Origin of the sequence: Marinobacter litoralis, from assembly GCF_016427555.1 — a bacterium.
Lineage (GTDB): Bacteria > Pseudomonadota > Gammaproteobacteria > Pseudomonadales > Oleiphilaceae > Marinobacter > Marinobacter litoralis_A.
In genome coordinates, this window is sequence record NZ_JAELVS010000001.1 from 1,208,025 (window position 1) to 1,226,096 (window position 18,072).

Genomic DNA, 18,072 nt, shown 5'->3' on the forward strand with positions numbered 1-18,072 from the left:
CGATGACACAGAGTTGTGACTGTGTCTCACGGGAACGTAAATGGGACTGCATCAGAGACACTCTAGCCTAAAAAACGAGGGGTTTCAGGTAATCAGGGGTGATTAATTTGAAGGGGAAAGATGAAAAACTCTCTCCCGGGACGGGAGAGAGTGGATGGCGAAAAAATCAGAAGGAGATCTTTTCGCGGTCTGTAATGCCCAGGTTTTTCCAGATCGAAAGGCTCGGTTCGGTCTGGTTCAGGGTGTAAAAATGCAGCCCGGGAGCGCCGGCTTTAAGCAGGTCTTCGCACATGCGAGTCACCACTTCTTCACCGAATTTCCGGATGCTGACCGTGTCATCGCCGTAGGCTTCCAACTGCTTGCGGATCCAGCGCGGGATTTCTGCGCCGCACATGTCGGAGAAGCGCACCAGGCTGGAGAAGTTGACGATGGGCATAATGCCGGGCACCACTGGAATGGTGATGTTCATCTTCTCCAGACGGTCGATGAAGTAGAAGTAGCTGTCCGCGTTAAAGAAGTACTGGGTGATCGCGCTGTTGGCGCCAGCCTGTACTTTGCGGGCGAAGTTCTTCAGATCATCTTCCGCGCTGCGAGCCTGCGGGTGGAACTCCGGGTAGGCAGCCACTTCGAGGTTGAAGTGATCGCCACTGTGTTCCCGAATGAACTCGACCAGTTCATTGGCGTAACGCAGTTCACCGGAAGCCCCCATACCGGATGGCAGGTCGCCTCGCAGGGCTACGATTCGGTTAATGCCATTCGCTTTGTACTCGTCCAGCAATTCACTGATCTCTGCGCGGCTTCCGCCAACGCAGGACAAGTGCGGAGCTGTGGAGATGCCCTGCTGGTGCAGGTTCAGCACCGTTTCAATCGTGCGGTCACGGGTTGAGCCGCCGGCACCGAAAGTGACCGAGAAAAAATCCGGGTTCACTTCGGCAAGCTGATCGCGAACAACCTGAAGTTTTTCTTTGCCCGCCTCTGTTTTGGGCGGGAAAAACTCGAAGCTGAAGCGACGTTTGAATTGTTTTTGGGATTGCATGATTCTGTCCGCTTAGTACCTGTAAGTTTCCGGCTTGTACGGGCCTTCGACCGGCACGCCGATGTACTTGGCCTGGTCCGGAGTCATTTTGGTGATCACGCCACCGAAGCCTTCAACCATCGCGCGGGCCACTTCTTCGTCCAACTGCTTGGGTAGCACTTGGACGTAGATGCCTTTGGCGCGAGCTTCTTCAGGCAGGTCGGCAAACTTGCGTTCGAACAGGTACATCTGAGCCAGTACCTGGTTGGCGAAAGAGCCGTCCATGATGCGAGACGGGTGACCGGTAGCGTTGCCCAGATTCACCAGGCGGCCTTCAGACAGCAGAATCAGGTGGTCGTTGGTGGCTTTGTCGCGGTAGATCAGGTGGACCTGCGGTTTAACCTCGTCCCACTCCCAGTTCTTGCGCATGTAAGCGGTGTCGATTTCGTTGTCGAAGTGGCCAATGTTACAAACCACCGCGCCGCTCTTCAGGGCTTTCAGCATGTTGGCATCGCACACGTTCACGTTACCGGTGGTGGTGACCAGCAGATCGGTGTTGCCCAGCAAGTCAGCGTTGATGCCTTGCTCGGTACCGGTGTTGATGCCGTCGATGTATGGAGAAACCACTTCAAAGCCGTCCATGCAGGCTTGCATCGCACAGATCGGGTCTGCTTCGGTGACCTTCACGATCATGCCTTCCTGGCGCAGTGACAGGGCAGAACCTTTACCTACGTCCCCGTAACCGATAACCAGTGCTTTCTTGCCAGACAACAGGTGGTCGGTGGCACGCTTGATGGCGTCGTTCAGGCTGTGGCGGCAGCCGTACTTGTTGTCGTTTTTGGACTTGGTCACGGAGTCGTTCACGTTGATCGCCGGAATCTTCAACGTACCGTCGCGCAGCATTTCCTGCAGGCGGTGAACGCCGGTGGTGGTTTCTTCGGTCACGCCGTGGCAGTTCGCGATGATCTGCGGGTACTCTTTATGCAGCAGTTCGGTCAGGTCGCCGCCGTCGTCCAGGATCATGTTCGGTTCCCAGCCGTCTACGTCTGCGCCAACGGTCTTGTGCAGGCACCATTCGTATTCTTCGTCGGTTTCACCTTTCCAGGCGAATACCGGAATACCCTGAGCGGCGATAGCGGCAGCGGCCTGGTCCTGAGTCGAGAAGATGTTGCACGAAGACCAGCGCACGTTCGCGCCCAGCTCGACCAGTGTTTCGATCAACACGGCGGTCTGAATGGTCATGTGAATACAGCCCATGATGTTGGCGCCTTTCAGCGGCTGATCGGCTTTGTATTTTTCGCGCAGCTTCATCAGCGCAGGCATTTCGCCTTCGGCGATCTGAATTTCTTTGCGGCCCCAATCGGCGAGGGCGATGTCGCGTACTTTATAGTCGTCGAAGTTGCTCATAGGTATTCTCCGGTAGATTCTGTTTAGGCGCATGAAGTTGTTCATGCGCCTGAATATGGCTTAGATGCCGGCGGCGTCTTTCAGAGCAGCCGCGCGGTCGGTCTTTTCCCATGGGAAGGCGGTAAATGTTTTGCCGCCTACGGTCATTTCGTAGGGATCACGACCAAAGTGGCCGTAGGCTGCGGTTTCCCGGTACATCGGGTGCAGCAGGTCGAGCATGTTGGTGATGGCATAAGGGCGCAGGTCGAAGTGTGCGCGTACCAGATCAACGATTTTCTCATCGCTGAGCTTGCCGGTGCCGAAGGTGTTCAGAGAGATAGATGTAGGCTGTGCCACACCGATGGCGTAGGACACCTGAATCTCGCATTTATCGGCCAGGCCAGCTGCCACGATGTTCTTGGCCACGTAACGGCCTGCGTAAGCGGCCGAGCGGTCAACCTTCGAGGGGTCTTTACCAGAGAACGCACCGCCACCGTGACGAGCCATGCCGCCGTAGGTGTCTACGATGATTTTACGTCCGGTCAGGCCGCAATCGCCTACCGGGCCGCCAATCACAAACTTGCCGGTCGGGTTGATGTGGAACTGGGTGTCTTTGTGCAGCAGTTCTGCCGGCAGGGTGTGCTTAACGATCAGTTCCATCACCGCTTCTTTCAGGTCTGCCTGGCTGACGTCCGGATCGTGCTGGGTGGACAGTACAACCGCGTCAATGCCAACAACCTGACCGTTTTCGTAGCGGCAGGTAACCTGGCTCTTGGCATCCGGGCGCAGCCAAGGCAGCAGTCCGCTCTTGCGAGCTTCGGCCTGGCGCTGCACCAAACGGTGCGAGAAGGTGATGGGGGCAGGCATCAGCACGTCAGTTTCATTGCTGGCGTAGCCGAACATCAGGCCCTGGTCGCCGGCGCCCTGGTCTTCCGGCTTCTGGCGATCAACGCCTTGGGCGATTTCGACGGACTGCTTACCGATAATGTTGATTACACCGCAGGTGTCGCCATCGAAACCTACGTCTGACGAGGTGTAGCCGATGTCTTTGATCACGCCGCGAACCAGGTCTTCCAGATCAACCCAGGCGCTGGTAGTGATTTCACCGCCGACAATGGCAACACCGGTCTTTACCATGGTTTCACAGGCTACACGGGCGTGCGGATCGTCGGTCAGGATGGTGTCCAGGACCGCATCAGAGATTTGATCCGCCAGTTTGTCCGGGTGGCCTTCAGAGACCGATTCGGAGGTAAAGATGTTGTAGTCAGACATACGTGTGTCCTCTGTGAGCGTTGTCAAATTCGTACCGGCACTGTCAGGGATGACCTACCGGCTCTTTTTGTGTTTTCAGGGTGTAAGTATTACTACTTACTTCTATATCAAATTTTTTCAATATTCCGTGATCTGCGTGCGTTTCAGGCTCTTTTGGTTGTTTTCCAGAACTCCCGAACCTGGATCTGAAAACCGTTTCTCAGGCCGATAAACAGCTGCTCTCCCGCGTTCAGGCCGGCATCGGCCGCCCAGGCGGTCAGCTCTTCGGGCTCGAAGCCTAACCAAAGGTCGCCGCAGTTTTCTTTTGCCCAGTCCTGATCGTGGCTGCACAGATCACTGATAATGAAACAGCCGCCGTTGTTCATCAGGGCCGCGGCATCAAGGAAGATATCCGCCGGGCTGGGTACATGGTGCAGCACCATGTTGGCAACAATCAGATCAAACGCATCGCCGCTGGCCAGCACGGTGTCGGTCACGCCTTCAATCAAATCAACGTTGTTCAGGCGCTCTTCAATACACGTTCGGGTCGCCTTGGCGAGCATATCTTTGCTGTTGTCCAGACCCACTACGTGCTCGAAAAGTTCGGACAACACAGGCAGAAAGCCGCCTTCGCCCGGGCCGATTTCCAATACGCTCTGCCAGCTCTGTTGGCTCACTCGCTTGCGAATCAGCTCTGCTGTCGGGTCGGCATACAGATCAAACGCCGCAATCAATTCTTGCTGTTCCCGGAACTGCGCGGAATGGCGCGAGAAAAACGCCTGCGACTGTTCCGCTCGTTGTGCCCGAATGGCTTCAATTTTCTCGGCAAGCGCCATGGGCAGCGGAATGCGGTCTACCGTTTCAAAAATCTGCCGAATGGCTTGGTCCGTCAGTTTTACGCTGTCCAGATGCAGCGGGCGACGGTAAAAAATGGCATTGCCTTCCCGCTGGGGTTCCAGCAAACCGGCTTTGTGCATCACCTTCAGGTGGTGGCTCATGCCGGACTGGCGCATATCAAACAGCTGGCTCAACTCAAGCACACCAAAGGTGTCCCGGCGCAGCACCCGCAGAATTTCCAGGCGTAAAGGATCCCCGCTTGCTTTGAAGATCGGAGCCAGGGCCTCTACGGATGAGGTTTCGGGAGCGTGCGTGTTGAGTGATGTCATGGCGGAAGAGTGTAGGGTGGTTCGGTTGATCGATCAATAGCCATATCAAATTTTTTTGATATAGATTTATTCTTGTCTGAAATTTGCCCCCGGATACCCTAATCGGCGAAAATACGCGCCTTCTTTTTAAGCAGTTTTTGCAGCTTGAAGTCTTTTCCTGAAAAACACTGGAGAATTGTCGATGCCGTCTCGTAAAGATCTCGCCAACGCCATACGCGCGCTGAGCATGGATGCGGTTCAGAAAGCCAAATCCGGCCACCCGGGTGCGCCCATGGGGATGGCGGATATCGCCGAGGTATTGTGGAACGATTACCTGAGCCATAACCCGGCTAACCCGCAGTGGGCCAACCGCGACCGCTTTATCTTGTCTAACGGTCACGGGTCCATGCTGCAGTATTCTTTGCTGCACCTGAGCGGGTACGACGTGTCGATTGAAGACATCAAAAACTTCCGTCAGCTGCACTCAAAGACTCCGGGGCACCCTGAGTACGGGTATACCCCAGGCGTAGAAACCACTACGGGGCCGCTGGGTCAGGGTATTGCCAACGCCGTCGGTTTCGCATTGGCAGAAAAAGCGATGGCGGCTCAGTTCAACCGCCCGGGTCACGACATTGTTGACCATTACACCTACGCATTCCTCGGCGACGGCTGCCTGATGGAAGGCATCTCCCACGAAGTGGCGTCCCTGGCTGGCACTTTGGGCTTGGGCAAACTGGTGTTTTTCTACGACGACAACGGCATTTCCATCGACGGCGAAGTGGAAGGCTGGTTCACCGACAATACTCCGCAGCGATTTGAATCCTACGGCTGGCAGGTTATCCCGAACGTAGACGGCCACGACGCCGATGCCATTCGTGCTGCCATTGAAGCGGCCCGCGCAAACACCGAACAGCCTACCTTGATCTGCTGCAAGACCATCATTGGCTTCGGTTCTCCGAACAAGCAAGGCAAAGAAGATTGCCACGGTGCCCCACTGGGTGACGACGAAATCGTTCTGACCCGCGAAGCGCTAGGCTGGCAGCACGGCGCCTTTGAAGTACCTGACGACATCTATGCCGCTTGGGATGCCAAAGAAAAAGGCGCAGCGGCCCAGCAAGCCTGGGAAGACAAGTTTGCCGCTTACGAAAAAGCCGAGCCGGAACTGGCTGCAGAGTTCAAGCGCCGTATGGCCGGTGAGCTGCCAGCAGATTTCGCGGAAAAAGCGCAAGCCTACATCCAGGAATGTCAGGACAAGGGCGACACCATCGCCTCCCGTAAGGCTTCCCAGAATGCCTTGAACGCCTACGGCCCGCTGCTGCCGGAACTGATGGGCGGTTCTGCCGACCTGGCCGGCTCTAACCTGACCATCTGGTCTGGCTGTAAAGGCGTGACCAAAGACGACGCCTCCGGCAACTACATCTATTACGGTGTGCGTGAGTTTGGTATGGCGGCGATCATGAACGGTATGGCGCTGCACGGCGGCTTTGTTCCCTACGGTGCTACCTTCCTGATCTTCATGGAATACTGCCGTAACGCCGTGCGCATGGCAGCACTGATGAAGCAGCGCTCCATCTTTGTATTCACCCACGACTCGATTGGCCTGGGCGAAGACGGCCCAACCCACCAGCCGATTGAACAACTGGCCAGCCTGCGCACTACGCCGAACATGAGCACCTGGCGCCCGGCCGATGCCGTTGAATCTGCCGTAGCTTGGAAATCAGCCCTGGAGCGCAACGATGGCCCCACGGCCATGGTGTTCTCCCGCCAAGGTCTGCCGCATCAGGATCGTGACGCCGAGCAGCTGGCAAATGTCGCCAAAGGTGGCTACGTGTTGTCCGACAGCGAAGGCACGCCTGAGCTGATTCTGATTGCCACCGGTTCTGAAGTTGGCCTGGCGCAGGACGCGGCCGGCAAGCTGCGCGAGCAGGGTAAAGCGGTACGCGTGGTGTCTATGCCCTCTACCGACGTGTTCGATGCCCAGAGTGCTGAATACAAGCAGCAAGTCTTGCCGCTGGAAGTGACCAACCGCATCGCGATCGAAGCCAGCATCGCGGATTACTGGTACAAGTACGTTGGGCTGGACGGCCGGGTTGTAGGCATGACCACCTTTGGTGAGTCTGCGCCGGCTGGCGAGCTGTTCAAGGAATTCGGCTTCACCGCTGAAAACATCCTGGAAGTGGCTGCTGAACTGCTGGAAGCTTGATGAGCAACTCAAAGCCTTATCGGATTGCTATCAACGGGTACGGCCGTATTGGCCAGTGCGTGTTGCGGGCATTGTATGAGAACGGCTTTCGCGACCACCTGCAGGTGGTCGCGATTAACGAGTTGTCAGACATCGACACCATTGCACATCTGACCAAATACGATTCTACCCACGGGCGGCTCAATGGAAAGGTGTCAGTGGAAGGCGGTGACCTGATTGTGAACGGTGATCGCATCCGCGTGCTGCGTCACCCGGACCCGGATGATTTGCCCTGGCGGCTGCTGGATGTGGACTTGGTGCTCGAATGCTCGGGCTCCTTTACCGATCGTGCGACAGCAGAAAAGCACATCGCCTCAGGAGCCAAACATTTGCTGTTCTCCCAGCCGGGCGAAGCCGACGTAGACCGTACCGTGGTTTACGGCATCAACGATCAGGCGTTGACCCGGGACGATGTGATTGTCGCCGCCGGCTCCTGCACCACTAACTGCCTGGTGCCGGTGATCAAAGTGCTGGATGATGCCTTCGGCGTGGAGCAGGGTAGTACGACCACCATTCATGCCGCGATGAACGACCAACCTGTGATCGATGCGTACCACCATAAGGATTTGCGCCGCACCCGAAGCGCTCTCCATAACCTGGTGCCGGTTGATACCGGATTAGCTCGGGGTATCGAGAGGCTAATGCCGCACATGGAAGGGCGTTTCAGCTCTGTTGCCATTCGCGTGCCTACGCTCAACGTGTCGGCCATCGACATGGTAGTCAATGTGCGCGAAGCCACCGATGTGGCAGCCGTGAACAAAACATTGAAAACCGCAGCCGAAGGGCCGCTGGCGGGCATCCTCGACTACACTGACGAGTTGCTGGCGAGTTCGGATTTCAACCACGATTCCCATTCCGGCGTGGTTGATGGCGGGCAAACAAGAGTCACCGGCGGCACCATGGTAAAGGTGCTGTGCTGGTTTGATAACGAATGGGGCTTCGCCAACCGAATGCTGAATGTCAGCCAGGCGTGGCTAAGCAAACCCTGACCGATACAACGGGATAGAAGGGGTCTGACCCCGAATGGGGTCAGACCCCACCCAAGATAGACCCGAACCAAGATACGATTGAATCCATAACTACGGACCTTGATTATGGCCATCAAAAAAATGACTGACCTGAACCTCGCCGGCAAGCGGGTTCTGATTCGTGAAGACCTGAACGTACCGGTAAAAGACGGCAAGGTATCCAGCGATGCCCGCATCCGCGCTTCGTTGCCCACCATCAAAGCAGCGAAAGACGCCGGCGCGAAAGTCATGCTGATGTCCCACCTCGGCCGCCCGGAAGAAGGCGTGTACGACGAAGCCTCTTCCATGAAGCCGGTCGCTGACCACCTGTCTTCCATGTTGGGCCAGGAAGTGCGCCTGATTAAAGACTACCTCGACGGCGTGGAAGTGGCCGACGGCGAAGTGGTTCTGTTTGAAAACGTTCGCTTCAACAAAGGCGAAAAGAAAGACAACGAAGACCTGGCCAAGCAGTATGCAGCCTTGTGCGACATTTACGTGATGGACGCCTTCGGTACCGCTCACCGCGCCCAGGCTTCTACCCACGGCGTGGCCAAGTTTGCCCCCGAAGCCTGCGCCGGCCCGCTGCTGGCGGCTGAGCTGGACGCACTTGGAAAAGCGCTGGATAACCCGGCCAAGCCGGTTGTGGCCATCGTTGGCGGCTCCAAAGTCTCCACCAAACTGGACGTACTCAACGCCCTGGAAAAAGTCTGCGACCAGATCATCGTAGGCGGCGGCATCGCCAACACCTTCCTGGCGGCCGCCGGCCATCCGGTTGGAAAATCCCTGTGCGAGCACGACCTGATCGACACCGCCAAAGACATCGCCAGCCGTGTGGAAATCCCGCTGCCGGTTGACGTAGTGGTTGCCAGCGAATTCGCCGAAACAGCCACCGCAACGGTTCGCAACATCTCCGACGTAACCGCCGACGACATGATCCTCGACGTAGGCCCGGAGACTGCTGGCCAGTTCGCCGAACTCCTAAAGAGCGCCAAAACCATCCTCTGGAACGGCCCGGTCGGCGTGTTCGAATTCGACCAGTTCGGTAACGGCACCAAAGCCCTCGCCGAAGCCATCGCCCAAAGCGAAGCCTTCTCACTGGCCGGCGGCGGAGACACCGTGGCAGCCGTTGACAAATACGATATAGCTGACAAGATCTCCTACATCTCAACGGGCGGTGGTGCCTTCCTCGAATTCGTAGAAGGCAAAACCCTGCCGGCAGTAGCTGTACTGGAAGAAAGAGGCGCCTGATTTCAGTCAGAGCTGAATAAAGAGCAGCAAAGAACCAAGTAAGAATCGCAAGGAGGGAGGGGGAACAGTTTCGCGGAATTTCGAAGGCCAAGGATGGCCTGAGAGAAGCGCACATGGATGTGCTCGTAGCGGTTCCGCGAAACTGTTTCCCCTTCATCCGCAGCAGACTCCTGAATACACAGTCTGCTCCAAACATTAATAGTCTAATGAAGGAGACAACCCATGGCCCTGATATCGCTGCGGCAACTTCTGGACCACGCCGCCGAGCATGGTTACGGTGTGCCAGCCTTTAACGTAAACAACCTCGAACAAATGCGCGCCATCATGGAAGCCGCCGACAAAACCGACTCCCCGGTTATTGTTCAGGCCTCTGCCGGTGCCCGCAAATACGCCGGTGCCCCCTTCCTGCGCCACCTGATCCTGGCCGCCATCGAAGAATGGCCGCACATCCCCGTGGTTATGCACCAGGACCACGGCACCAGCCCGGCCGTCTGCCAGCGCTCCATCCAGCTAGGCTTCAGCTCCGTCATGATGGACGGATCGCTGGGTGAAGACGGCAAAACCCCGACCAGCTACGAATACAACGTAGACGTAACTCGCCGCACAGTCGAAATGGCGCACGCGTGCGGTGTTTCCGTAGAAGGCGAACTGGGCTGCCTGGGCTCTCTGGAAACTGGCCAAGCCGGTGAAGAAGACGGCATTGGCGCCGAAGGCACTCTGGACATGGACCAGATGCTGACCGACCCGGAAGAAGCCGCCGACTTCGTGGCAAAAACCCACGTAGACGCACTGGCCATCGCCATCGGCACCAGCCACGGCGCCTACAAGTTTACCCGTCCACCAACGGGCGACATCCTGGCGATCGAGCAGATCAAAGCGATCCACAAGCGCATCCCGGACACCCACCTGGTCATGCACGGCTCCAGCTCTGTACCCCAGGAGTGGCTGAAAGTAATCAACGAATTCGGCGGTGAAATTCCGGAAACCTACGGTGTACCGGTTGAAGAAATCGTTGAAGGCATCAAGCACGGCGTGCGTAAAGTGAACATCGACACCGACTTGCGCCTGGCAAGCACCGGTGCGGTTCGTCGCTTCATGGCGCAGAACCCGGCCGAGTTTGACCCGCGTAAATTCCTGAAGGCCACCATGGTAGCGATGACCGACATCTGTGTTGCTCGTTACGAAGCCTTCGGCTGCGCCGGTCAGGCCAGCAAAATCAAGCCGCTGAACCTCGAGCAAATGTTTGAGCGTTACGAGGCTGGCGAGCTGGACCCTAAGGTTAAGTAAGCTGTCTGCGAAAAGCCCCCGTAATCCGGGGGCTTTTTTTGTGATGTGTGATGGCAACGGACTCATTGCTTCGGAGTGAAGCCGTATAGTTTTGAGCCGTCGCACGCCCTGGGCGAGGGTGCGTCTGTGTCCCTCGCCGTGACTTTCAAAAAAAAACAATAGATTGGCATGGTATCCAGAAATGAATCCGGCGGTTCTACCGACTGGTCTTCTGTGGTTTTCGATCCTGCTTTTATGGCGGGTCTGGAGCGCATGGCGGCGAAACGTTTTGTACAGCCCGGGCTGAAGGACGAAGCTGTCACCGCCATGATTGAGGTGCTAAGTGAAGATCACTGGCATTGCCTACAGAGCTTCAACGGGAAAAGTCAGCCTTCCACATTTGCCTATGCCATTGCCAGCCGTGCCATGGAAGATTTTGCGCGCCGTCGTTTTGGCCGCCCGCGCCCGCCTGCCTGGTTGCAGGAGCTAGGGCATGCATGGGTGAAGCTTTGGCATATGCTATGTCTGGAACGTCAGTGGCCGGAAACGATCATAGCCCGTCTCGCAAACGATTTTCAGGAAGGTTTGGTCAAGCAGATCGTCCGCACCATCAAAGAAAGAATCCCTCGTTGCGGTGAACCTGGTTTCGCCGAGTGCTGCGCCACCGAACTGGGCCTGGAGCAGTTGCCGGACGATCAGGGCGCTTCTCTCAACGCCAGTCTTCGACGTGCCCAGCGTTCGCGAGCACTGGCGCTGTTGGGTCAGTTATTAGGGCATTCTGGAGCATCGCACGAGATATGTCCGTCTCATACCGAAGAGACGCTGGATAATATCGATACCCTGTTATCCCTTAGCGAAGACGACCGTTTGTTGCTTTCACTTAGTTATGAAGACGGTCTGTCGAGCCGCAGGATAGCCGAACTACTTGATACCAGTCCGGCTACGGTCCAGCGACGCTTGCAGGGTATTCGAGCCGAGCTTCATAGGGTGTTGCGGCAACTGGGTCTAGACGGCGTTATCGCGACTGATTTGGAGAGTGATTTTGGTTAATAGCACCGAAAAAGCGGTCATACAGGCATTGCTAAAGAAGCAGCCGCCGGCGCTATGCGGCCAGCCGTTGTTTGCGACATTTGAGAATGAGGATGCCATCCTGGCGGCTTTTGCGGACAAGCGGTTGAACCCGGAACAGGAGCAAGCAGTTAAACGGGCTCTGTCCGCCAACCCATTGCTACGCCAGCAGTGGCAGGCTGTACGTGAAGCTCAGACAGGTCAGCCTGCCGTTGGTCGCTCATGGTCGAAGCACGGCCTGGCGCTTGGAGGCGTTGGCATGGTCGCGAGTCTCGCTCTTATTGTTGTGCTGGCCTGGACAAGCAAAGAGCCAGAACCTCAATTGGCCGCAAAACGGGAACTCCGCGCCTCGGTCAATGTGGCTTCGGCGCCTGACCATGCGTTTCAGCCGGTGCCACCCGGTGCCTGGGATACGTTTCTGAAAGCGTATGAGGGGGAGGGATACTCTGCCGTGCCGCTGGATAAGACCTCGCAGCTGTTTTCGGAACTTGCAGAGCAACTTCGTACTCTGGAATCAACCGTGTGCCAGGCCGGGGGCAACCCAGATGCTGAAGACGTCTTGTCGGCACAGTTCCCGTGGGCTTTGTTGGCGAAACGCTTCAATCGGGAACTGGAACCGCTCACCCCGGAAAATGAAGCCGGGTGGTGCCGGCTTGGCGCAACGCTGAAGCAAAAAGCTCAGCAGGTACTTACCAGGAGTGGGCCACAATCCCCTGTGTCCGAAGACTGATTTGCTGTTTTGGATGAGGCAGTTTTTTCTCCTGTCCGTCAAAGAAGGAAACACGTTCGAAATGGAGCTTCTCATGAAAGTAGTACAGCATGTCGCACTTGGATTCGTGGCGGGAATCCTGTTATCTGCTTGCGCAGCGGAACCGGTCGTAGGTCCACCGGTGGCAGAGAAGGAAATGGCCGTTTCGCTGCACCATCAGGCAAAGATGGTCGCGTCCCGTATGCAGGCGGACAGAAGCGTATCAGGCTATCAGCGCCACTATCCCGAGCAGGTGAAGACTTCACGGGATCGCTTTGAGTCCGTTGAACAAAATCCGGTCCATCGGGTGTTGGAAACGCCGGTTTCCACGTTCTCATCGGACGTGGATACTGCCTCTTACAGCTTTTCCCGGAGACGGCTGGTGGCAGGCCAGCTGCCTGAGCCACAAGCTATCCGTTTGGAAGAATGGCTAAACTACTTCGATTATGACTACCCCACCCCTGAGAACGCGGAACAACCATTCAAGCCGACTGTAGTGGTCACCGACTCCCCATGGAAGGCAGGTAATAAACTGCTGCATATCGGCATTCAGGGCTACGAACTGCCGCCAACAACTCGGCCCCGGGCGAACCTGGTGTTCCTGCTCGACGTGTCCGGCAGTATGAGCGCTGAGGACAAACTGCCCCTGCTCAAGCAATCCCTGACCATGATGCTAAACGATATGCCCGACGACGATACCGTGGCCATCGTGGTCTATGCGGGTGCCTCGGGTGTGGTGTTGCCTCCCACACCAGTGAAGGAAAAATCGAAAATACTGATGGCGTTGAACCAGCTGCAAGCGGGCGGATCCACCGCTGGAGGGGAGGGTATTCAGCTCGCCTACCAGCTGGCGGAAGCGAACTTCGATGAGAAAGCCGTCAACCGGGTAATGCTCGCCACGGATGGCGATTTCAACGTCGGCATAACCGACCGTAACGCCCTGGAGGGCCTGATTGCCCGCAAGAGGAAACAAGGCATCTACCTGTCTGTTCTGGGGTTTGGCGCTGGCAACTACAACGACCACCTGATGCAGACGCTGGCCCAGAACGGCAATGGCGTGGCGGCTTACATTGACAACCTGAATGAAGCCCGAAAGGTGCTGGTCACGGAAGCCACTTCCTCCCTGTTTCCCATTGCCGAAGACCTGAAAATCCAGTTGGAATTTAATCCCGCCACCGTTCAGGAATACCGCCTACTGGGTTATGAGACCCGGGCCCTGAAGCGGGAAGACTTCAATAACGATGCGGTCGACGCCGGAGATATTGGTGCAGGGCACAGTGTCACTGCCATCTATGAGATTACTCCGGTAGGTGGCACACCGCTAATTTCGCCTTCCCGATATGAAACGGAACCGTCGAAGCCGAGGGCGGAAAAGGCTGATGAGTTCGCATTCCTGAAGCTGCGCTACAAGCTGCCGGGCGAGAAAGCATCCAAACACCTGGAAACTCCGATTCCGGCACACAATACGGCAGTTGATGAGGCGCTGCGTCACCAGGAAACCGCATTCGCCACTGCGGTAGCGGGCGCCGGGCAATTGTTGAGTGGGAGTAAGTACACCGGCGACTGGACGCTGGACGATGCGATTACTCTGGCACAAGGCAACCGAGGTGATGATATGTACGGTTACCGGGCCGAGTTTGTTCAGTTGCTGCGCCTTGCCAAGGGACTGGATTGATTCTTGCGTCAGGAGAATAGGCCGTGGTTGAGAAGAATGCAGTCCCGGCAACGGGGAGAAACCTGTGGATTGGAGCCTGGGTAATACTCGCCATGATTGGCATAGGAACCGCCATCACCACCGGCCCCGTTGATGTTTCAGGCTCGACCGCCGAGAAGCGTCTGGAAGAGGTCAGGTTAAAGGCCGAAATCGTCGTTGTTAAAGAGAAAATTGATGGGCTCAGGGTGCGACTGGATCAGGGCCGGAATGCGTTGGAACAACTGTATATCGATTCGGGATCAGCGACTGGAAGTGCGTCATCCCTCGCGTTCTGGCGAGAACGCGTCGACAAAGCGCTGTTTAACAACGCAGTAATCGAAAAGCTGGAAGGGAAAATGGCTCAGGCGGAAAACCTATTGGCTGAACACCACTACCTCGAAGCCAGGGCCCTGTATCACGAAGTTCACACTGATTACAGCCAGAAACTCGGATGGTTTTTGGGTCGCGAAACGGTGTGGCAAAACGAGTCGGTCAGGCTTTCCTCCGACAGACAGAGAGCGTCGTATGGCCTCGCGGCACTATTTGCTCAAAGCAATATTTCCATGATTCGCCACAAGATTGATTTAGGGAGGTCTTATGCTGGAATCGAAGACTTCTTTCAGGCTGTGCCGGTGCGATATTCGCCTCAAGACATAATCGGTGAATCTCAAATAACGGATGGCGCTGATCATAGAGAGCAGCTTGGCATGCTTAGCTACTATGTGGGCTATGAAATGGCTCGGATTGCCGAGAAAACATACCGTCGCTACTCTGTAGGTAAGAATGGGATCGATAGGGTGAGGTTATTGGCTGGCTGGCGTGATTACGTGCAGGGCAAGACTGAGCGGGTTTGCGAGGAGGAAACCTGGGGGATTCTTGCCTTAATGTTGCGAGATATTCGTCAGTAAATTGTCAAGAACCCCCAATTAGGGGTTTCTTATATTTTAGGTCGTGGTCAAGGTATTGGGATGAAAGGGATTCGTGAGGCAAATGGTCTGGAACGCCTTGATAGTTAACGGGTCATTAGCTCGAAACCGAATGACCACAGGCTTGAACTTTAGAGGCTGAGAGGACGCTAAAAATGGAAAATAATGAGCAGAGTAATAGTGATACGAGTGCTGGAAAAAACAAAAAGGTCGGCCGCTGGGTCGGCGTGGCCCTCATGATCTTTTTCGCTGCGCAGATTGTCTTCGCGGTTGCCCGCGGTTAATTGGAGTCGAATTTGAATTCTTACGGTTTGTTTGACGCGCGCTTTTTGCTGACGAAGTTGCCCTTAATGCTATTTGTTTATCTCGTAGTAGTGTCTTCAGTAGTGGCTTCTCCCCTTGACAGAGTGGAAGCCCGTAAGACAGATAAAATCGTCAGGGAAAAGCAGGCAGAATCCAAGGCGTGGCGAGATAAATGTCACTGCGCGTTCAATCCGTGTCTGCTGAGGAGTTATCCGGAAAATTGTGACTCTTCTTGCAAGAAAAGGGTTGACCGAATAATAAATAAAAGACGCGAATATTGCCGAATGAACCGTGGTGATATTGATGGCCTGAATAGCCTTTTAGGCGAGTTGAAGGCGGAAGCAAAGAGAGAACGGATGCTTGCTCGACAGGCCGAGGAGAAAGAGAAGCGCCGTCTCGCCGAGGAAGTCAGGAAGCGACAACAGCTCAATCAGAAAAGGCGTGATGCTGTCAAATTGGAGCAAGAGGCCAGGGAAGCTGTGTCCCGAGAAAAGAATAAGAAAGCCTGCGAGGCTGCATTGGCCAGGGTGGGTGGCCTTTTGTGCGGCTGTGAGAAATACGCAGAGTCATCAGTTGTGGCTGGAGCTACTGCATGCATACGGTAGTTGTACTTCTCTGTTTGGCGATTTTTTTGGGTTCGGGTACAGCAATGGCGAAGGCGCCAATCGACGAATTGGATGATCAGGTATCTGAATTGGCGGATCAGTTAGTGACTGAAGACTATGATGCCGCCTATGAGAGCCTATGGCTCATCGATCAGCTGCGGACAGAACATCAATTGGGGGTGCCTGAAAGTTACTGGTACTACCGAGGCGTCGTCGCCGCTGAGTTGGGTGATTACGTTCTTGCCAGAACGTCGTTCCAAGTTTATCAGGCGATCACTAACGGTAGCGGTCGTTTTTCTGACGAGTCTGCGGGACTCTTACGGGATGTTGCTCCCAAGGCCGCTAAACAGAAGGGCAACTCAGCGCTTGATTCAATGTTTGGTGATATGCAAGAGCGTTTAATGGATAACATTCTTCGTTACACAATGAATGTCACTTCCAACCAAGAAAGTAGGTATAGTTCAAGAGAAGAGCATCTAAGTACTTTTATATTTAGTAGTTGGAGTAAGGGCGAATGCCGTATAAGTCGCGTTGAGAAGGTGAGCCGGATTCGGTTGGAAGATTATGGGGTCGTGAAAAGAATAAAGAATGTTTTTAAAAGCAACGATATAAAAATTTCCGCGGGTTCTGGTATTTCAATTAAAAAAGAAAAAGGAAATTACTTTGATAAAATAAAAATATATTTTACTGGGCGTTACCGCGCAACTTACAACGGGGAACCTATTAATCCAAGTGCGCTGACGCTGTCCGTCAGAAAAGGTAGTGGTGTTAAAGCCATATCTGCTGTTGAGGAATACCTCGATTTTTGTAAAGTGAAATACTCGGCTTATGTGGAGCCCAAGCCCAAGCCCAAGCCCAAGCCCGAGCCCGAGCCCGAGCCCAGAATGAGAAGCACGACAAAGGCGATAACTAAATCCGCAGCACCCGCTCCATATGATTACAGGGCAATGGTCAACGGTGATGATGGTTGGGACGAAGTTGCTGGTTATGATCATTGGGAAGAAGCGTCCAGAAATGCCCCGGATTGTGAATCCAAACAGTGCGACCTTGGTGAGATTTTGCAGTTTATGATGAAAACGGGGGTGCTGTGATGGTTGATCGAATTATTTCTTCGACGACACGAAAGTATTCCCTTTTGATCTGTATGGTTCTGATTGTTCAAGGGTGTGCCTCGTTATCTTGTACGGTAGACGACGAGCGTAAAGAAGGACCTTTTGTTGCTTGGGAAGACGAAGTTGAAATCGATTGGGAAACAAAGCAGGCCAAGAATGAGTGGAGAGGTGAGCGTCAACCTTGGAAAGGTTTTATGGAAGGTTTCCGGATCACTTCCGCTAAAATCGATAACAATATATTGCGGCTCCGACCCGAATATCACACAGAGGTTAAACAGATAAGGTATAGCATTAGGCGGTGGAATAAAACGTGCGGTGTTGTTTTCCCGGAAATAGAAAAAATGGAAGTTTTTGAAGTTGAAGAGACTGGTAATGTCAGAGTAGATCCGGTCAGGAAGTTTTCTGACGGTGATGGGATGTTCTTGTATGGAAAATACTTCACAGCGAATTCGGACAGTGTATTTATTAAGCACCGAACATACGTTGAAGTGGAATCGGGAGAAGTGGCCTTTGATCTCGGTGAGCATTTCAGGAATGAGCATAATAAGCCCGTTCCGGCCATAACAGGGATAAGAGTTCGTTTGGAGTATGCTCCCGACCTCAAAAGAGATTCCAGTTACCATCTCCCTCATATGATAAAGGGGGGCGTGACTGAATATTATGAGGATCATTCTCGAAGATTGCTTGCAGGGTTTAGTTTAAAAGATGAGGAGCGAGTTTCTTATCAGTATGATAAACATTTAGAAATAATTCAAAGAGATCTTGGTAGAAGAAATTTTCGGAAAAGCACATCTAATCTTGAAAGCCTTTATGAATTTCTTGGTGAAGAGAATTTAAATATTCCGAAAAAATACCATTTTTTGAAAGCACTGGTTTATCTCCGTCTGGAAGAATTTGAGTTAGCTGAGAAATCACTTCAAGATTATATTGATAATGGTGATTTTGAATATTTTTATTATGCTAAGGCGTTGTTGAAAAAGATTAGAGGTAAATCGCCTGATCCCGCTTCTCGCGGCGACTGATTTGTAATCGTTTACAGTCAATTTGACGACTTCAG

16 protein-coding genes are annotated in these 18,072 nt (G+C 54.4%); 12 read left to right on the top strand and 4 right to left on the bottom strand.

Translation table 11 applies throughout. The features are described 5' to 3' along the window. Positions 1-166: 166 nt before the first annotated feature. From metF to JAO79_RS05530, 4 genes are all read right to left on the bottom strand, one after another. Positions 167-1,036, bottom strand: a complete 870-nt coding sequence (metF, locus tag JAO79_RS05515; protein WP_199006111.1) for a methylenetetrahydrofolate reductase [NAD(P)H] — start codon at positions 1,034-1,036, stop codon at positions 167-169. A gap of 12 nt (positions 1,037-1,048) precedes the next feature. After that, the gene (gene ahcY / locus JAO79_RS05520) at positions 1,049-2,422 is read right to left on the bottom strand and encodes an adenosylhomocysteinase (RefSeq protein ID WP_199006112.1); all 1,374 of its coding nucleotides are present in this window, start codon (positions 2,420-2,422) and stop codon (positions 1,049-1,051) included. A 60-nt stretch (positions 2,423-2,482) separates the two neighbouring features. Next, positions 2,483-3,673: a methionine adenosyltransferase gene (gene metK / locus JAO79_RS05525; RefSeq protein ID WP_199006113.1), complete on the bottom strand. Its 1,191-nt coding sequence runs from the start codon at positions 3,671-3,673 to the stop codon at positions 2,483-2,485. A gap of 143 nt (positions 3,674-3,816) precedes the next feature. After that, positions 3,817-4,818 carry a metalloregulator ArsR/SmtB family transcription factor gene (locus JAO79_RS05530; protein ID WP_199006114.1) on the bottom strand — a complete coding sequence of 334 codons (1,002 nt, stop codon included), beginning with the start codon at positions 4,816-4,818 and terminating at the stop codon, positions 3,817-3,819. Positions 4,819-4,999: 181 nt separating this feature from the next. On the opposite strand from JAO79_RS05530, the gene tkt reads away from it, so the two are divergent. The 12 genes from tkt (at position 5,000) to JAO79_RS05585 (ending at position 18,037) form a co-directional block, all read left to right on the top strand. Next, entirely contained in the window at positions 5,000-7,000 is a 2,001-nt protein-coding gene (tkt, locus tag JAO79_RS05535; protein ID WP_199006115.1) for a transketolase, read from the top strand. Beyond that, positions 7,000-8,028 carry a type I glyceraldehyde-3-phosphate dehydrogenase gene (locus JAO79_RS05540; protein ID WP_199006116.1) on the top strand — a complete coding sequence of 343 codons (1,029 nt, stop codon included), beginning with the start codon at positions 7,000-7,002 and terminating at the stop codon, positions 8,026-8,028. The genes tkt and JAO79_RS05540 overlap by 1 nt, the downstream gene beginning before the upstream one ends. A gap of 105 nt (positions 8,029-8,133) precedes the next feature. Then, a complete protein-coding gene (locus tag JAO79_RS05545; protein ID WP_199006117.1) occupies positions 8,134-9,294 on the top strand; it encodes a phosphoglycerate kinase in 1,161 nt (386 codons plus the stop codon). 222 nt (positions 9,295-9,516) lie between these two features. Continuing rightward, positions 9,517-10,581 carry a class II fructose-bisphosphate aldolase gene (gene fba / locus JAO79_RS05550; RefSeq protein WP_199006118.1) on the top strand — a complete coding sequence of 355 codons (1,065 nt, stop codon included), beginning with the start codon at positions 9,517-9,519 and terminating at the stop codon, positions 10,579-10,581. A gap of 168 nt (positions 10,582-10,749) precedes the next feature. After that, positions 10,750-11,610, top strand: coding sequence for an RNA polymerase sigma factor (locus JAO79_RS05555; RefSeq protein ID WP_199006119.1), 861 nt, complete (start codon positions 10,750-10,752; stop codon positions 11,608-11,610). After that, positions 11,603-12,358, top strand: coding sequence for a hypothetical protein (locus JAO79_RS05560; RefSeq protein WP_199006120.1), 756 nt, complete (start codon positions 11,603-11,605; stop codon positions 12,356-12,358). Before JAO79_RS05555 ends, JAO79_RS05560 begins: the two co-directional genes overlap by 8 nt. Positions 12,359-12,431: 73 nt before the next feature. Next, positions 12,432-14,051 carry a vWA domain-containing protein gene (locus JAO79_RS05565; RefSeq protein WP_199006121.1) on the top strand — a complete coding sequence of 540 codons (1,620 nt, stop codon included), beginning with the start codon at positions 12,432-12,434 and terminating at the stop codon, positions 14,049-14,051. 23 nt (positions 14,052-14,074) lie between these two features. Continuing rightward, complete coding sequence (locus tag JAO79_RS05570; protein ID WP_199006122.1) at positions 14,075-14,977, top strand: hypothetical protein; 903 nt, start codon at positions 14,075-14,077, stop codon at positions 14,975-14,977. Positions 14,978-15,150: 173 nt separating this feature from the next. Beyond that, the gene (locus tag JAO79_RS16380; protein WP_265091608.1) at positions 15,151-15,279 is read left to right on the top strand and encodes a hypothetical protein; all 129 of its coding nucleotides are present in this window, start codon (positions 15,151-15,153) and stop codon (positions 15,277-15,279) included. A 12-nt stretch (positions 15,280-15,291) separates the two neighbouring features. Next, the gene (locus JAO79_RS05575) at positions 15,292-15,903 is read left to right on the top strand and encodes a cell envelope integrity protein TolA (protein ID WP_199006123.1); all 612 of its coding nucleotides are present in this window, start codon (positions 15,292-15,294) and stop codon (positions 15,901-15,903) included. Then, a complete protein-coding gene (locus tag JAO79_RS05580) occupies positions 15,891-16,994 on the top strand; it encodes a hypothetical protein (protein ID WP_199006124.1) in 1,104 nt (367 codons plus the stop codon). Before JAO79_RS05575 ends, JAO79_RS05580 begins: the two co-directional genes overlap by 13 nt. Further along, a complete protein-coding gene (locus JAO79_RS05585) occupies positions 16,994-18,037 on the top strand; it encodes a hypothetical protein (RefSeq protein WP_199006125.1) in 1,044 nt (347 codons plus the stop codon). The genes JAO79_RS05580 and JAO79_RS05585 overlap by 1 nt, the downstream gene beginning before the upstream one ends. The last annotated feature ends 35 nt before the right edge of the window (positions 18,038-18,072 follow it).

Coding starts and splice junctions, on each gene's coding strand:
- metF (WP_199006111.1), bottom strand. CDS start 1,036: ATGCAATCCCAAAAACAATTCAAACGTCGCTTCAGCTTCGAGTTTTTC.
- ahcY (WP_199006112.1), bottom strand. CDS start 2,422: ATGAGCAACTTCGACGACTATAAAGTACGCGACATCGCCCTCGCCGAT.
- metK (WP_199006113.1), bottom strand. CDS start 3,673: ATGTCTGACTACAACATCTTTACCTCCGAATCGGTCTCTGAAGGCCAC.
- JAO79_RS05530 (WP_199006114.1), bottom strand. CDS start 4,818: ATGACATCACTCAACACGCACGCTCCCGAAACCTCATCCGTAGAGGCC.
- tkt (WP_199006115.1), top strand. CDS start 5,000: ATGCCGTCTCGTAAAGATCTCGCCAACGCCATACGCGCGCTGAGCATG.
- JAO79_RS05540 (WP_199006116.1), top strand. CDS start 7,000: ATGAGCAACTCAAAGCCTTATCGGATTGCTATCAACGGGTACGGCCGT.
- JAO79_RS05545 (WP_199006117.1), top strand. CDS start 8,134: ATGGCCATCAAAAAAATGACTGACCTGAACCTCGCCGGCAAGCGGGTT.
- fba (WP_199006118.1), top strand. CDS start 9,517: ATGGCCCTGATATCGCTGCGGCAACTTCTGGACCACGCCGCCGAGCAT.
- JAO79_RS05555 (WP_199006119.1), top strand. CDS start 10,750: ATGGTATCCAGAAATGAATCCGGCGGTTCTACCGACTGGTCTTCTGTG.
- JAO79_RS05565 (WP_199006121.1), top strand. CDS start 12,432: ATGAAAGTAGTACAGCATGTCGCACTTGGATTCGTGGCGGGAATCCTG.
- JAO79_RS16380 (WP_265091608.1), top strand. CDS start 15,151: ATGGAAAATAATGAGCAGAGTAATAGTGATACGAGTGCTGGAAAAAAC.
- JAO79_RS05580 (WP_199006124.1), top strand. CDS start 15,891: ATGCATACGGTAGTTGTACTTCTCTGTTTGGCGATTTTTTTGGGTTCG.
- JAO79_RS05585 (WP_199006125.1), top strand. CDS start 16,994: ATGGTTGATCGAATTATTTCTTCGACGACACGAAAGTATTCCCTTTTG.